A 15,377-nucleotide genomic window follows, 5' to 3' on the forward strand; every position below is an offset into this window, starting at 1 on the left:
ACAAGTGTACCATATCAATAATGTCGCTGCGAGGCGCTCTTGTTCTCTGCCGAAGCAGTCTCCAAATAATAGAAGATTGCTTCGTCGGAAAGAGCAAGAGCCCTCCTCGCAACGACATGACGAGTATTACTATTTCCTATTTATTCTTGCGCAAACAAGCCGGTGATCTTAGCGATCTGGTCACTGGTTAATGCGCGGTTCTTTACGCCTTGCCGCATGAACTCTTTGAGTTGCTTCAGTTTCATTGCGGGGATGGGGGAATCGTTTGGTTCCAATTCAACTTCATCGCTGGTAAACACCAAAATAGGTTTGATCTCTGGCGCAAATGACTCGTCCAGATTTTTTGCAAAGAACTTTCTGAGCGTTTGTACTTCTGTTTCCGCGTCAATATCTGGGCGGCCAATGCTTTCCTGCCCGAAGATGCGCATGTAGGCTTGCATAAACCCGCCGCCGCTCATCTTCCAGCGGTTCTTTTTGAATTCCACTTTTCCCTTTTGGTGATAGGGGAGCAGTACCCACGCACCTGATGGCCCGACCAGCAGATGTGATACAGGAGTTGAATAATGATACATGCTGAAATCGCTGTGCAGACCTTTAAGTCCTGCATCAAATTTTTCATCGGGGCGCGGAGATCGTCCCCAGCGATTGCCCATATACATGCCGACCTGGGTCATAATGAATCCGATCAGCAGACAAACGACCGAGTATGTGAAAAGATCTGGCTTTGTGAACGAGATATACATGCCTAGTCCAAGCACAACCAAAGCGCCGAGGCTTGTATATTGACCGATCTTGCCGTTTCGGGATATTAATTTTTCATTCTTGATGATTTTCATGTTTTCCTATAATGCTCCCATGCCGGGGACGGCATGGGAAGCGGGTTGAAATTTATGAATAAGGGGATTGCTTCGAGCGGTATTGCTGCTCTCGCAATGACATTATCAGGCGTTTTTCAAACTCTCTTCGATTGCAGATTTCATTGCGTCCAACACTTTTACATCCACGGCATGTTTTGCCACGCGGACTGCATTTTTCATGGCAAAAGCATCCGAGCGGCCATGACCGATAAATACCAATCCATTGATGCCAAGCAGGGGAGCCGCGCCTTGTTCGCTTGGGTCAAGTAACTTTTTGATCGCACCGAGTGCAGGCTTTACCAGCAAGCCGCCGATCTTTGTGGCGATACTGCCGTTCTTAATGATCTCGCGGATTCTGTCTGTGATCAATTTTGCAACGGCCTCAGATGATTTTAGCATGACGTTGCCTGTAAATCCGTCCGTGACAGCCACATCCACTTTGCCGCCGATCACTTCCTTGCCTTCCACGTTCCCGAAGTAATTCAACTTCGACGCTTTGAACAAAGGTGATGCGCCTTTCACCAGTTCATTGCCTTTGCCTTCTTCTTCGCCATTCGAGATCAAACCAACTTTGGGATTCTTCACGCCGCGTACTTTCTCGGCATAGATACTTCCCAAAATACCGAATTGCAAAAGATTTTCAGGTTTGCAATCTGGGTTTGCGCCAATGTCAAGTACAACACATGTGCCAGTTGCGGTGGGGAAGATCGGAGCCAACGCAGGGCGGTCAACGCCGCGAATACGTCCCAGGCGGAACAATGCGGTCACCATGCCTGCGCCTGTGTTGCCCGCGCTGACAAATGCATCTGCTTCGCCTTTTTTAACAAGGTCAATCCCAACGGCCATTGAATTCTTCGCGTCTTTACTGCGCGCTTTCAAAACCAACTTTTCGCCCTTATCTTCCATCGTCAACATTTCAGGCGCATCCACAATACGGATGTTTAATCCCGTGGTATCTTGTTTTTCAAGCACCGGCTTGATGATAGATTCGTCTCCCACCAAAATAATTTCCACACCATATTCGCGCGCGGCCTGTACTGCGCCTTCAACATCTGGTACTGGAAAATTATCGCTTCCCATTGCATCTACTACGATTCGGACCATGACATATCTCCTGTGATTTCTGTGCTTGACAAGAAAAGCAAGCCGATTATAATACGGCCTGCTTGCGCTGGTGCTGGAATTGGCAGACAGGCACGCTTGAGGTGCGTGTGTCGTAAGACGTGGAGGTTCAAGTCCTCTCCAGCGCACAAGCAATGAAAATCCCCGATGTATTTCGGGGATTTTTCTTTTTTGGATGAAGAACCCGCTTCGCGCTTAACCTGGAATTGATTCTGTTTACTGTGAAATGATCAAACTGCAACAGGTGACCGCGCCTTCAGCTTTTGCGAGTTCATCCACAGTAACCGCTTGAATTTTGTATCCGCGTGCTTCAAGCTTGGCGCGTGTTTTTGGAAATGATGTGGGGTAAATGATCTGACCATTCACCGGTAAACAATTTGCCGCAAAAGGTTCGGATGGATCGACTTCGATCCAATCAAAATCCTTGAAGTGGGAAGTGTCCACCCAGTTTGGGTTGATAAGAACAGTGTTGTCGTCAACTTTTGTTAAGGCGGTTTTGAGGTGAAGGCAATCATGCATCATTACCCCAGTCACTTTATAACCATAAACATCAAGTAACTCCCGCAGTTGCTCAATGGCTGCGGCATTGCTGCGTGTTGAGATGCCGACATAAATATCGTGTCCAAGCACAAGCACATCGCCGCCATCCACTGTGGCGGGCGCAGCGACATGCACCAGCGCACGGTGGGGCGACAATGCCCGGATGATGGACTCTGTCTCTGGTTTGCGAGAATCAGCTCCGGGCCGCGTAATGACCGCCACTTCAGGCAGGATGAATGCTGTGTCCTCAACGAATACTGAATCTGGCAAATCGGCTTCGGCGGATAATTCCACGATCTGGCATCCAAGCGACGCCAGCGCATTGACATATTCGTGGTGTTGAGCACGCGCGACTTCAACATCTATCGGTGTGCGGTCGATGTGCGTGATCTCGCATTCGTTAAAGCGCGGACTGACATCGCGTGTAATTGCAACGGTCATTTATTGTTCTCCAGAGCGATAGCGGTCGATCAAGGCTTTTGTGCGTGGATCTTTGGGGCTGTTGAATAGATCGGCAGGCTTCGCGTCTTCGATCAATTCACCGTCGCCCATCACCAGCACGCGGTCGGCAACTTCGCGGGCGAAACCCATTTCGTGTGTAACCACGATCATGGTCATGCCTTCCGTAGCGACCTTTTTCATCACGTTCAATACTTCACCGATCAGCTCAGGGTCAAGCGCGGAAGTGGGTTCATCAAAAAGCATGACGCGTGGTTCCATGGTCAGCGCGCGTGCGATGGCAACGCGTTGTTTTTGTCCGCCGGAGAGACGCATGGGGTATTCATCTTTTTTAAATAACAAACCAACTCGATCCAGGTTTTCCTCGCCGAGTTCAATTGCTTTTTTCTTATCCATCCCTTTGACGATCACAGGACCTTCGATCACATTTTCGAGCACCGACATGTGCGGGAATAAATTGAATTCCTGAAACACCATGCCTGTTTTCAAACGCACATCGTGAATGAGCTGGCGATGACGCGCGCCTTTCTCTCCGCCGTCAACTTTGACGCCATCCACTTCAATGCTGCCATGTGAAGGTTCTTCAAGGAAGTTGATGCATCGTAACAGGGTGCTTTTGCCTGAGCCGCTGCGTCCAATAAGACAGACCACTTCGCGCTGCATTATATCGAGGCTGATATTTTTTAACACATGCAGGCGGCCGAAATATTTATCAAGGTTGGAGATTCTTACAATGGGAACCATGTTATCGGTCTCCTTTGGCAAGGCGCTTTTCGATGATGCTTTGGATGTAGGTCAGGATCAAGGTCATGCCCCAGTAAAAAAGAGCGGCCATGATCAACGCTTCGAGATTGTGGAATTGCGCGCGCCCAACTTTTGTGGAGCGCCACATCAGTTCGTGTACGAAGCCTGTAGCTGATACCAGCGCCGAATCCTTGGTCATGGCGATGAAATCGTTGCCGATGGGTGGAATGGCGAAGCGCAGGGCTTGTGGAAGAATAATGCGCCGCATGGTTTGGTTTGGTGTCATGCCGAGCGCTATGGCTGCCTCGCGCTGACCTTTGCCTACTGAGCTTAATGCGGCACGAAATACTTCGGACATATAAGCTCCATAATTAAGACCAAGAGCCAATACGCCAGCGACCAGGCCTGGCAAAATTATGCCCAGTTGCGGCAGTGCCAGAAAGAAAAAGAAGATCTGTAAATAAAGGGGAGTCCCGCGAATGAGCGAGACATAAAAAGTACTAAGCGCATAGATCGGCGGGAAAGTCGAGAGCCGTCCAAGAGCCGCCAACAGCGCGAGGGTCATCGCGAGCGCAATCGACAGGATCGAGATCTTTATTGTTTCACTCACCCCACCGGCAATAAAGGTCAGGTTGTTTTTCATGAACTCTGTGTCCACCTGAATACCGCTGAAGGTGGTTGACCCAATAGTGATTTCCTGACCGCTGAAAGTGAAGACGAGAATAAAAAGCAAAACAAACCAGGAGAGTCCTACATTGGCGCGGAAATGGCGCTCTTTGCGCGCCTGGGCTTCATAGATCAATTCGGCTTGTGATTTGGGTGCATCCTGTTTTTTTGAAAACATATTCATGCCGATCTCCCTTGAATATAAAAAATAAGGGAAGCGACACGCTGCGCGAGCCGCTTCCCTTTTGTATCTGCAAAAATTTATTTGGGAGCTTGAGTCAGATCCTGACCATCGAGCCATTTGATGGAGAGGGCAGAGAGGGTGCCGTCAGCGTGCATGGCGGTAAAGATCTCGTCCACTTTGGCGCGCAGGGAAGTGGTGTCAAGTGTGGAAGCCTTGTCGAACGCGGCGGCGAGGTCTTCAGAGTACACAACGCCTTCGAGTTTTCTCACGGGCAAACCAGCAGCGAGGTTCGCATCCACAACGGTACCGGATGTGACATAACCAACGAAGTCGGTGCGGCCAGCGGCGATGGACTGCGCGCATTCCTGATCGCTATCGAGCGGGACAACGGTCACGCCTTCTGGAACTTTGGCGTAAATGGAAGATTCGGGCAAGCCGAGAGCGTCCATGTCATTGTTCAGCCATGATTCGTAGGTGGTGGAAACACCAGCGCAAAGAGCCTGACCAGCGAGGCTTTCAAGTGTGTCATAGCTGGAGTCTGCGGCAACTGCTACAACTGCGGGAGTGTAGTAGTAGGGCACGCTGAAATCAAGAACGGTTTGACGTGTGGTGGTGATGGTCATTGAGCCTACGCTCATATCCCATTTGTCGGCCCAGTTACCGGCGGTGAGTAGATCCCAGCCGGGGGTGGCGAAACAAGTTTCAACACCGAGGGCGGTGCCGATGGCTTTGGCAACATCCACATCGAAGCCTTGCATTTCGGCAGTGGTTAAAGCGTCAGACGGGCATTTGGTGTCATCCGGTCGTTTGGCGGTTGTGTCAAGGAATGATTGTGGGGCATAGTTTGGATCAGTTGAGATCAAAATGTATCCGCGGTTCATAACGTCATCAAGCACGTTGTCCGCTTTTGCAGCGCCCCCGCCACAAGCAGAAAGGACGAGGGAGGCCAGAACAAGCAGGCTGGCCAGTGTAAACAGTTTTTTCATTTGCTCCTCCAAGAGACATGAAATATTGGGCAATAATTAAATTGCCACGGGATGAACTTCATCCCGTGGTGTTAAGCATAGACTATTTTTTTCATTTGTGCAAGGAATTTTATACATAATTCCATAATGGTACAATACCAATATCTTTGATGTGGAGGTTTTTTTATGACTGCTGTGTTTCCAAGTGAAGAATGGTTAAAGGGGCTCGAAACAAAACTCAACTCTGATGAAAAATATGCCGACATCGCCAAGAATTGGGAAGGGGATTTGTTTTTCCGTATCGAAGCGGAGGGTAACCTGAAAGAGGAACTCACGTTCTATCTGGACCTGTGGCATGGGAAATGCCGAAAGGCAGAATACAAGCCTGATGCATCTGCCTACCCAAAACCTGCTTTCACATTAGCCGCGACCTACAACAACATCACTGCAATCCTGACAGGCAGAATGAATCCCATGACAGCCATGATGACCATGAAACTAAAAGTTCAGGGCAGCATGGGTTATATGATGCGCAATGTTCCAACCGTGCTGGACTTTGTCCGCGTGGCGAGTGAAGCGACGGAAGAAATTTTATAATTCAGTTGCAGGTTGGCAGGTTTGAAAGTTTGAAGGTTAACTTGTAAACTTGCCAACTTTAAAACTTGTAAACTCAAATGCAACCCATCCTCAAAATAAATCTCACAACAGCCACAACTGAAGAATTCATCATCCCCAAAGAATGGGAGCGTGACTTCCTCGGCGGCGCATCTCTTGCGGCGCGGATTCTGTATCCGTATCTCACAAAGGAACTTGACCCGCTATCACCTGAGTCGCCTTTGTTATTTATCAATGGGCCGCTCACTGGAACTTCGGGACCAACGACTGGTCGCTTTGTGATCTGCGGTAAAAGCCCAGCGACTCAATTGTGGGCCGAATCCAATATTGGCGGATTTTGGGGGCCTGAGCTGCGGGCGGCTGGATACGATGGTTTGTGGGTGACAGGAAAATCTCAAAGCCCCGTCTATCTCTGGATCGAAGAAGGCAGGCTTGAGGTCAGAAATGCGGCGAGTGTTTGGGGCAGGGATGTCTACGAGACGCAGGAACTTGTCAGGGCGGAAGTCGGAGTCAAAGGTGCAAGAGTCGCAGTGATCGGTGAAGCGGGGGAGCGCGGAGTGTTGTATTCATCCATTTGCTGTGACCACGGCCGCATGGCGGGGCGCACTGGCCTCGGCGCGGTGATGGGCTCGAAGAATCTCAAAGCAATTGCTGTATATGGAAAAAAGAAAATTGAACTTGTGGATGCAGAACGTTATTCGGCTTTGCGTTCCGAGGCGAACCGCACCCTCAAACAGGACAATCAGGCGAGGATCATTCACGAACTTGGTTCGGCGAGCGCGGCGAATTTTGCAGAATATCTTGGGCAAATGCCGTCGAAGTATTATCACCAGGGTTCGTTCGCAAACGTGGATAATGTCTCTGGTTCGAAGATGTCTGAAAGTATTTTGGTGGGATACAGTGCTTGCCAGGGCTGTGTGATCGCGTGCGGGCGTGTGGTGAATATTGGCGACGGCAAAAAACGCAAGGGGCCTGAATACGAAACGATCGTTGGCTTTGGCCCAAATCTTTTAATCGATGATCTCGTTGAAGTGACGCGGCTCGGCGAGTTGTGCGATAAATATGGCATGGATGTCATCAGCACGGCCAACACGATCGGCCTCGCATTTCATCTGTATGAAATGGGCAAGTTGACCAAACAGGATACTGGCGGCATTGAACTGACATGGGGAAATTTCATGGCGGTGCGGCAGTTGATCCACATGATCGCAAAGCGTGAAGGGATCGGTGACTTGCTTTCGCGCGGGTCGCGTCAATTTGGAAAAGCGTTCAACGCGGAAGATGAAGCCGTGCAGGTGAATGGACTCGAAGTCGCGTATCACGATCCGCGCGGCGTTTCGGGCATGGCGCTTGCGTATGCGACAAGTCCGCGCGGTGCGTGCCATAACCAATCTGATTATTTCCTCGTGGATTGGGGCAATACTCAGGAGAGCATCGGCATCACCTACTTTGACCGTCACGCGCAGGCCGAGAAAGCCGCGAATGTGGCGCGTCATCAAAACTGGCGGACATTCTTTAATTCCTTTGTGATGTGCATCTTCGCCAATGTTGACCCGCAAATGCAAGTGGACCTGGTCAACGCGGCCTGCGGTTACGAATGGACTCTCGAGGATATGATGCGCTCAGGCGAACGCGGCTGGAATCTCAAACGCGCCATCAATAATCGCATGGGATTAACTCGCGCGAATGATAAATTGCCCAAGGCTTTTCTTGAACCATACAAGGAAGGCGGCGCGGAAGGATTTGTCCCTGATTTCCCTGAAATGCTGAATGCGTATTATGAAGCGCGCGGATGGGATAAGGAAAGTGGGAAACCATCCAAAGAGAAGTTGATTGAGTTGGGATTGGTTGATGTGGCGAATGATATTTGGAAAGTAAGATTTAGGTTGCAACTTTTTGGTTTATCTCTCTTATTTTTCTACGTAGTAATATCTAGTACCTATTATTTTCTGCCCCATATAGATATCCACTCTGTAGGTTCCAGCTATAGCGAGATTGTTTAAGTAAAAATAGGTAAACTGCTGATTACTGTCGATTGTATTGGTTAATTTTGTGATCTGAAAATGCAATATTTTACCCAAAAATTTTTGTTGGTAATACCATCTTGATTCAAATTTAGTGTTTAATTGTGTATATGCCAGGTCTATACATACATAAACATCTTCATTAGTGGAAAAAGTAGTTTTTCTTATATTGCAAGTAGTTCCAGTTGATGTGTATATATTTGAGACCATTGACGGCAGCGTGCTTAAAGAAGTTTCAGGAGCAAGGGAGCCAAAATATATAACGCCAAAAGCACAAAACAAAACCAGAATAACAACAATCGCCGGAATGATGGCATTAGTTTTTAGTGTCCTTTTCAAGGTCACTTTAAGTGGCTGGCTTTTTGCTGCAGCGTTAATTTGCGAGATTGGCGACTTTTTGCCCTCTGTTGCAGGTACTATCACACCCTCTCTTTTATTGTGCTCCTCTTCAGCTTTTTGTTCCAATTCAATTTTCTCTCTCGTTAAACGTTTCTCTTCTAAATTGCTTTCTAAAAGGTCTTGGGGTTTATCTATTTCAACTTGAAGTGAAATTGGGCTGGAAATCTCCCTGCGATTTTTTTCAGAGAGATATGCTGGTTGCTCCTCTTGATTTACAATCGGTTTGATTTTTGTGTATCATCTATTATCGGCAGTACACTTGGGCCTAGATCAATAGCGCGTTTTTTCAGGCTTTGCATTAATCGCTTGTAGCCGTCATTGCGGAATAAATCCACCCATTGATAGTCTCTCAAGCGTTGCGGGACTTCGCATTCTTCCAACTTTGTTGGAATGATAAAAATTGTTTCTTCTAATTTTTCGCTGGCTTTATCCAACGCAAAAGTGATTTCTTTTTGAACGTAACCTTCTTTTGTCACTGAATTTTTTGACAGACAAACAAGTATGACGTCTGATGAAAACAATGCTTTGGGAATTTCGATCTCCCACTTTTGACCTGGCAACAGGTCAAGTTCATCTAGCCATGGAATGATGCCTCGTTGTTTTAAATAACGGTGAAGTTTGCGGACAGCAGGCTTGTCCGCAGAGGCATGACATAGAAAAACACGCAAGGGTTGGGGGGTGAGCATGAGATTTTCCCGCGAAAAGGATTGCACGAATTATACAGCAATTCCATTCATTCCCTGCGATTATAATAACGTTGCACTTTTTGGATTTTATTTCATCTTTTGAGGAGAGTTTCATGAAACTCGTAACCGTCGCGCAGATGCGCGAGATTGAAAAAGAAGCAGATGCAAACGGCTTGCCTTATGCCGAGATGATGGAAAACGCAGGCCGCGGGCTTGCGGAAATTGTCAACGAGATCGCGTTCGATGATGAGTGGGAGGAAGTGCTGGGTCTTGTCGGTCCTGGCAACAATGGCGGCGATACGCTTGTCGCGTTGACTCATCTTGTGGAGGAAGGCTGGCATGCGCGCGCGTATGTGGTCAAGCGCAAGAAGAAGGATGACCTGGTGACTCGTTTCGTTGAGGCGGGTGGGGAAGTGACCTTCGCGGAAACTGATAAGGACTTTTCCGCGCTGGGCATGTGCTTTGAATCCGCTGATATTTTGTTGGATGGCTTGCTTGGCACGGGAATTAAACTTCCGCTCAAGGCTGAGATTTCTGCCGTGTTGGAGCAGTCCCTTTTTATTATGTCTGACATGGACAACCCGCCTTATATCATCGCGGTGGATTGTCCCTCTGGAGTTGATTGCGATACTGGCGAGGCCGCGCTCGAATGTCTGCCCGCCGATCTGACGGTCACGATGGCGGCGGTCAAACGCGGATTGTTGAAATTGCCCGCCTTCGAATTTGTCGGTGATCTGGCGCTGGTGGATATTGGCTTGCCTGATGATCTCGCTTCCTTTTATGATTTGAAAACCGAAGTGGCGGATCATGAACTGGTGTCTGGACTCCTGCCTGAGCGCGCGCTCGATTCACACAAAGGGACGTTTGGTACTGCACTGATAGCTGCTGGTTCCATCAACTACACTGGTGCGGCGTTATTGGCTGGTATGGCGGCGTATCGCTCGGGCGCGGGACTTGTGACGATGGCGGTGCCGAGTCCATTGCATAGCGTGCTGGCAGGTCAACTCCCAGAGGCCACGTGGATTTTGCTTCCGCATGACATGGGCAATATTTCAGGCAGCGCTGCCGAAGCGCTGACCAAGTCCCTTGAAAGCGCATCAGCTTTACTGGTCGGGCCAGGACTCGGACTCGAAGCCAAGACAAAGGAATTTTTGGAAGGATTGCTCACAGGCAAATCCAATGCCAAAAAGCAGACATCGCAAATAGGTTTTGTTCATAAGGAAATGAAGGACGATGTTTCTGTAAATTTGCCGCCCATGGTTGTGGATGCGGACGGATTGAAACTGCTCGCAAAAATTTCTGACTGGCACATGAAACTTCCTCCGCTCAGTGTCTTGACTCCGCACCCCGGCGAAATGTCTGTGCTGACAGGTTTGCCGAAGGATGAAATTCAAAAAGATCGTGAGGCCGTTGCAAGCAAATATGCAAAGGAATGGGGGCATGTGGTGGTATTGAAAGGCGCGTTCACCGTGATCGCCGCGCCCAATGGACAGTTGACCGTGATCCCTGTTGCTTCGCCCGCGTTGGCACGTGCTGGCACAGGTGACGTTTTAGCTGGTCTGATCGTCGGTCTGCGCGCACAAGGCTTGGACGCTTACGATGCCGCCGTCGCTGGCGCATACATCCACGCTGAAGCAGGTTTGCTCGCCGCTGAAGACCTCGGTACAACCGCATCTGTGATGGCAAGTGATATTTTGAATAGTGTTGTGGATGTGATCAGCGATTTGGAATAATTTCCGTTACAAGTTAGCAGGTTTAAAAGTTTACATGTTATAACCTTCCAACCTTCAAACTTTCCAACCTGAAAACCAAGAAAAAACAAAAGAGACTCTCCACACGGAAAGTCTCTTTTACTAAAAGCTAATTGCTAACAGCTAAACGCTAACTATTCATGAACGCGTCAAGGTTATCCTTGCTGATACGATACGCCGAACCAACCTTCTTCGCCTTCAAACTTCCATCGGTGATCGCGGAAAGGATATCAGCTTCGGTCACTTTGATGAACTGAGCTGCTTCAGCGGGGGTCATGATACTAGGCATCTTCGCGCCAGCAGCAGGAGCGCCGCCCTGTGAATTATTCTGCATACCGCCTTGTAAAGCCTGTCCCATCAAATTGCCGATGCCCATGCCAGCGCCAATGCCAGCTGTGAGGCCAGCGCCGCCGCTTTGATTCTGTGCCGCATCGCGCATTGAATCCGCGGCTTGCAGTTGGGTATAGGTTGCCATGTCGAGCATGCCCATGTCGCGCAGTTCCTGAGCTGATTTATCAGAAGGCTTCAAGTTGCCGACATAGAAAGTCTTAAGCGTTAAACCGATGGCTTCAAATTCATCCTTGGATTTCGCGCGCACTGCCGCGCCGATCTCCTCGGTCAGGCCGATCATTTCGGGCACGGAATTCTTCGCGGCGGTTTCGCCGAGCACATCCTGCAATTTCGAGAGCAGCATGGTGCGCAGGCGTTCTTCGATTTCAGAGGTGCGGTACGTGCCAGTTGTGCCGACGATCTGGGTCACGAACTGCTGAGGGTCTTTGACTTGGAAGGAATAAGTACCAAAGCCTTGTAATAACGCCACGCCCAATCCCATATTCGGATTGCGGACGATGATCGGCTGCGGCGTGCCCCACTTCTTGCTCGCAAATTCCTTCATCGAAACAAAATAAACTTCCGCTGGGAACGGTGTGCGGTCGTTGAAAGCCTTGCCGATGAAATCAATGATCTTTGGAATATTTGCCGTTACGATCGTATGTCGCCCCGCCTTGAAAACATCCAACGCGTTGCCGTCGCGGAAGAACACCGCTGTTTGGCTCTCGCGCACGATCACCTGCGAGCCGATGCGGAAATCGCCGATTCCTGTCTCGGGGAAGCGGTGGACGATCTCATCATTCATCTCAGTTGCATATTCAATGACATCAAAAATTCTAGCCATGGTTTCTCTCCTTTTTTATGATCATGTTCAAATTATAGCCTCATTTCTTTACGAATTCCAACCCGAATCGTTTCGCGCTTCGACCCGAATGTACTACCCGTGAAATTTCCCTGATCTCAAACAGCGCGTCATTCTTAACCTTCAACCTGCTTCTGTTTTCTCGAACGTTTTCCTACTCGGTATCATGTCACCCCTTCGGGGTTGGTAACTATTAATTTACTTCTCTCTATAATCGTTCCACCCCTTCGGGGTTTTACTTACTTTACTTCTCACTATCCACTACTCTTCATCGACTTACCCGTCCCTTTTTCTTTGATCATCATCACCTCAGCCATAATGCTGACTGCGATCTCTTCGGGCGTCTCGGCTTGTAATTCCAATCCCATCGGTGAGTGGACTTTGGCGATCTTTTCTGCGCTGACACCTTTATCCTTCAACGCTTTGACCGTGGTTGCCCATCTGCGTTTTGAGCCGATGATGCCAATGTACGCGGCAGCGGAATCAAGCAGCGGGGCGAGTCCTGCCGCATCGACGGCTGATCCTCTTGTGGTTAAGATCAAGACCGTGCGCTTATCGATTGTAGTGTGCTTGGGGAGTTCATCCATTGTCACGGGATAATACGCATCCGCTTCTGGAGTGGCTTCAGGTGTGCAAAATTCCGCGCGGTCATCGTTGACCGCTACGCGGTATCCCAGCCATTTTGCCAAATGGACAACAGCTTTGCCCACATGCCCCGCGCCGATGACGACGAGCAGTGGGGGAGGAAGGATCGGTTCCACAAAAACCTCCACCTGACCGCCGCACACGCCAACGTCACCGCGTGAGGGGTCAGCCATGTTGTAATGTAATTTGCGCGGCTGGCCGTCGCTGATCGCCATCCACGCTTCATCGAGTACGCGATGCTCAAGGTCGCCGCCGCCAACGGTGCCGATGAATTTTCCATCGGGATAGACGAGCATTTTGCTGCCTACATGCCGCGGCGTGGAGCCTTCACTGCTCGTCACCGTACACAGTGCGGCAGATCCGTTATTCTTTTCAAGTTCTGCTATGGCTTGATAAATGGAATTCATTGGTTAACTCTGGAGTCGGACAGCGAGCTGTCCGAGCGGGAGCTTACTCCCGCTCTCAAATAAATTATCCGATCTCTTTTGCAGCCACACGCACGCGAATGGCTTCCACAAGTATGTGAACATACTCCATGCCTTTTTTGGAAGGACTCTTTTCATAGTGCTTCCAGCGGCGGGATTCAAAGAAGAGGCAGGTGCGCAGGTCGGTCAGTGATTGGTTGAGTTCTTTTTTCTCACGATAAAGTGTCACTCCTATTTCAGCAACTTCGCGGCATCTTTTGAAGGAACCCCAATGCTTGTAGCCATCAAAGGTTAGTGCAAAAGGTTCTATCTTTTTCCAGCTTGCACGATGGCTGGGTATGTCTTTTTCGATCAAATGAGAATTGGGGATTTTGTCCATGATACTCTTTCGGCATCTACACGCTTGGGATGCGTAAATGTATAGCACAACAGGTTTTAGATGTGTGCGCGGCTTGAAAAAATTCTCTACAAAAATTTCTTGATGGCGTGTTTGTGGAGCGGAAGATCGTCCTGGACGGTGTTCCATACATTTGCAAGGTTAACGCTGAAATTTTCGGGGATGATCTTTTTGCAAATCCCTGTCATGTTAGACCACGGCAGGGTTGGGTGCTCGCCTTGAAATTCGGCTGAGATGCAATTCGCCGCTTCTCCAATAACCTGGATCTGACGGACGACAGCATCCTGCACCATGGCGCGGGATAGGAACTCGTTTTCAGACATGCCTCGTGTGTAGCGGTCTATCTGTTCAATGGCGGCGAAGATGTGATGCAAATAGACGGCATCCTGATTACTCATAAACGGCCGCCTTGTCTTGTTTCCAAAGAGAATTGAGAATGGTTTTTGCGTACTTGATCATATATCCATTGTACCGTAATAAATGTCTCGCGGCGGAATTTTGGCCAAGGGTGTTTGTATCTTATACGCTTTTCTAACTCGACAGCTATCGATTTCCAGCAAACCCAGTATTGCAGGCAGTAATTGTTTCTTTCTTGATACAACGCCTTTTGCATCGCGTGTGCCGTCAGAGAGAGGCGGGTAGGGGAGATCGTCAAGAATGGAGGGAGCTTTGGATGTGATCAGTAAGCGGCTTGTGCTGCGAACAACGTCCGTGACCAGCAGCATGGCAAAATCAAGTCCGCGTTTGTCTCGCAGATCGTTGAGCGCACCTTGCAGTGGTTCAAGATGATCGGTAAGCTGCATGATGTCGGTCACTTCGGCTTGCGCTACAGCGAATTTGAATCCGCCGCCTTCAAACGGTTTAATATCTGTGCTGACCACATCTTTTGGCTCACGGTTGGAGAGTCCTGCACCTGCGCTTAGCACAGCTTTGCCATAGGATTCGAGCGTCTCGCCTTTGAGCGGACTTCCGCCAACGAACGCCCAGCGGGATAATCTCTCTGCGGCGGCCTTGTCACGCGGCGTGGTGGTAGGCGATGTCAGGATGAGCGTATCAGCTAACAGCCCGGCGAGAAGCGTGCCTGCCAGCGGGGGCGGCATGGAGAATCCAGCCTCGGCGGTTAGTTCCGTTACCAGCGTCGAAGTTGATCCAACGGTGTCCACGGTAAATCGAATGGGCTGATGAGTGTAGGGATTACCAAGGCGGTGATGATCGAGTATCTCAAGCAGTTCGGCTTCTTCAAGCGCGGCAATGGCCTGACGCGGTTCGTTGTGATCGACAAGGATGATCTTTAACCGCGGCGGGTTTAGCACTTCACGCTGACTTGCGATACCAACATAATCACCGTGTTCATCCACAACCCAGTAGTCATCATGTTCATCCCTTAGAATTTTGTTGAGTGAATCGCGGATGTGCGCGTTGGCTGCGAATTTCGGTACCTTTATATCAGCCGCATCCTTGCAGGGCGCAGACATCATTTCGCGCACGGTTGTGTCTCCAGGACGCGGGCCAAGTATGGCTGTGAAATATTTGAAAAGACTCATGCCGTTGATGACGCCGTATGGTTTGCCATCTTCACCTACAACAGGAGCAATGCCGCCTGTTTTACTGGCAAGAGTCCAGGCCGCGCCGAGTTGGAATCAGGATGGATGGTATCAAAGACGGCGCATGACCGATTCGAATCGCGGCGATGCATCAGTGAGCAG

17 protein-coding genes and 1 tRNA gene are annotated in these 15,377 nt (G+C 49.5%); 6 read left to right on the plus strand and 12 right to left on the minus strand.

The features are described from left to right. Positions 1 to 140: 140 nt before the first annotated feature. Both IPL17_RS19045 and plsX read right to left on the minus strand, forming a co-directional pair. Entirely contained in the window at positions 141 to 836 is a 696-nt protein-coding gene (locus IPL17_RS19045; protein ID WP_345308666.1) for a hypothetical protein, read from the minus strand. A gap of 105 nt (positions 837 to 941) precedes the next feature. Beyond that, entirely contained in the window at positions 942 to 1,961 is a 1,020-nt protein-coding gene (plsX, locus tag IPL17_RS19050) for a phosphate acyltransferase PlsX (protein ID WP_345308667.1), read from the minus strand. Between the two features lie 64 nt (positions 1,962 to 2,025). Between plsX and IPL17_RS19055 the strand changes: the two genes are divergently transcribed. After that, positions 2,026 to 2,107, plus strand: a tRNA-Leu gene (locus IPL17_RS19055). 88 nt (positions 2,108 to 2,195) lie between these two features. On the opposite strand, the gene IPL17_RS19060 is transcribed toward IPL17_RS19055, so the two are convergent. From IPL17_RS19060 to IPL17_RS19075, 4 genes are all read right to left on the minus strand, one after another. Then, complete coding sequence (locus IPL17_RS19060) at positions 2,196 to 2,960, minus strand: arginine deiminase family protein (RefSeq protein WP_345308668.1); 765 nt, start codon at positions 2,958 to 2,960, stop codon at positions 2,196 to 2,198. Continuing rightward, entirely contained in the window at positions 2,961 to 3,722 is a 762-nt protein-coding gene (locus IPL17_RS19065; RefSeq protein ID WP_345308669.1) for an amino acid ABC transporter ATP-binding protein, read from the minus strand. A 1-nt stretch (position 3,723) separates the two neighbouring features. Beyond that, complete coding sequence (locus tag IPL17_RS19070; RefSeq protein ID WP_345308670.1) at positions 3,724 to 4,572, minus strand: amino acid ABC transporter permease; 849 nt, start codon at positions 4,570 to 4,572, stop codon at positions 3,724 to 3,726. Between the two features lie 77 nt (positions 4,573 to 4,649). After that, positions 4,650 to 5,558, minus strand: a complete 909-nt coding sequence (locus IPL17_RS19075) for a transporter substrate-binding domain-containing protein (RefSeq protein WP_345308671.1) — start codon at positions 5,556 to 5,558, stop codon at positions 4,650 to 4,652. A 165-nt stretch (positions 5,559 to 5,723) separates the two neighbouring features. Between IPL17_RS19075 and IPL17_RS19080 the strand changes: the two genes are divergently transcribed. From IPL17_RS19080 to IPL17_RS19090, 3 genes are all read left to right on the plus strand, one after another. Continuing rightward, entirely contained in the window at positions 5,724 to 6,134 is a 411-nt protein-coding gene (locus tag IPL17_RS19080) for an SCP2 sterol-binding domain-containing protein (RefSeq protein WP_345308672.1), read from the plus strand. A gap of 77 nt (positions 6,135 to 6,211) precedes the next feature. Beyond that, the gene (locus tag IPL17_RS19085; protein WP_345308673.1) at positions 6,212 to 8,155 is read left to right on the plus strand and encodes an aldehyde ferredoxin oxidoreductase family protein; all 1,944 of its coding nucleotides are present in this window, start codon (positions 6,212 to 6,214) and stop codon (positions 8,153 to 8,155) included. A 166-nt stretch (positions 8,156 to 8,321) separates the two neighbouring features. Further along, on the plus strand, positions 8,322 to 8,720 hold the full coding sequence (locus IPL17_RS19090; RefSeq protein ID WP_345308674.1) for a hypothetical protein: 399 nt from the start codon (positions 8,322 to 8,324) through the stop codon (positions 8,718 to 8,720). Between the two features lie 67 nt (positions 8,721 to 8,787). Here IPL17_RS19090 and IPL17_RS19095 read toward each other — a convergent pair whose 3' ends face one another. Next, the gene (locus tag IPL17_RS19095; protein ID WP_345308675.1) at positions 8,788 to 9,261 is read right to left on the minus strand and encodes a toll/interleukin-1 receptor domain-containing protein; all 474 of its coding nucleotides are present in this window, start codon (positions 9,259 to 9,261) and stop codon (positions 8,788 to 8,790) included. 113 nt (positions 9,262 to 9,374) lie between these two features. Between IPL17_RS19095 and IPL17_RS19100 the strand changes: the two genes are divergently transcribed. Next, on the plus strand, positions 9,375 to 10,994 hold the full coding sequence (locus tag IPL17_RS19100) for an NAD(P)H-hydrate dehydratase (RefSeq protein ID WP_345308676.1): 1,620 nt from the start codon (positions 9,375 to 9,377) through the stop codon (positions 10,992 to 10,994). A gap of 148 nt (positions 10,995 to 11,142) precedes the next feature. Here the strand turns inward: IPL17_RS19100 and IPL17_RS19105 are convergent, their stop codons facing one another. From IPL17_RS19105 to IPL17_RS19125, 5 genes are all read right to left on the minus strand, one after another. After that, positions 11,143 to 12,186: an SPFH domain-containing protein gene (locus tag IPL17_RS19105; RefSeq protein ID WP_345308677.1), complete on the minus strand. Its 1,044-nt coding sequence runs from the start codon at positions 12,184 to 12,186 to the stop codon at positions 11,143 to 11,145. Between the two features lie 272 nt (positions 12,187 to 12,458). Next, complete coding sequence (locus tag IPL17_RS19110) at positions 12,459 to 13,256, minus strand: XdhC family protein (protein WP_345308678.1); 798 nt, start codon at positions 13,254 to 13,256, stop codon at positions 12,459 to 12,461. Between the two features lie 64 nt (positions 13,257 to 13,320). Further along, positions 13,321 to 13,653, minus strand: a complete 333-nt coding sequence (locus tag IPL17_RS19115) for a hypothetical protein (RefSeq protein WP_345308679.1) — start codon at positions 13,651 to 13,653, stop codon at positions 13,321 to 13,323. 86 nt (positions 13,654 to 13,739) lie between these two features. Next, complete coding sequence (locus tag IPL17_RS19120; protein WP_345308680.1) at positions 13,740 to 14,069, minus strand: DUF86 domain-containing protein; 330 nt, start codon at positions 14,067 to 14,069, stop codon at positions 13,740 to 13,742. A gap of 57 nt (positions 14,070 to 14,126) precedes the next feature. Then, on the minus strand, positions 14,127 to 15,149 hold the full coding sequence (locus IPL17_RS19125; RefSeq protein ID WP_345308685.1) for a DHHA2 domain-containing protein: 1,023 nt from the start codon (positions 15,147 to 15,149) through the stop codon (positions 14,127 to 14,129). A gap of 37 nt (positions 15,150 to 15,186) precedes the next feature. Here IPL17_RS19125 and IPL17_RS19130 point away from each other — a divergent pair. Beyond that, positions 15,187 to 15,377, plus strand: a 191-nt coding sequence (locus IPL17_RS19130) for a hypothetical protein (RefSeq protein ID WP_345308681.1), incomplete at its 3' end; no start/stop codon positions are given.

The organism is Candidatus Villigracilis saccharophilus (assembly GCF_016711665.1).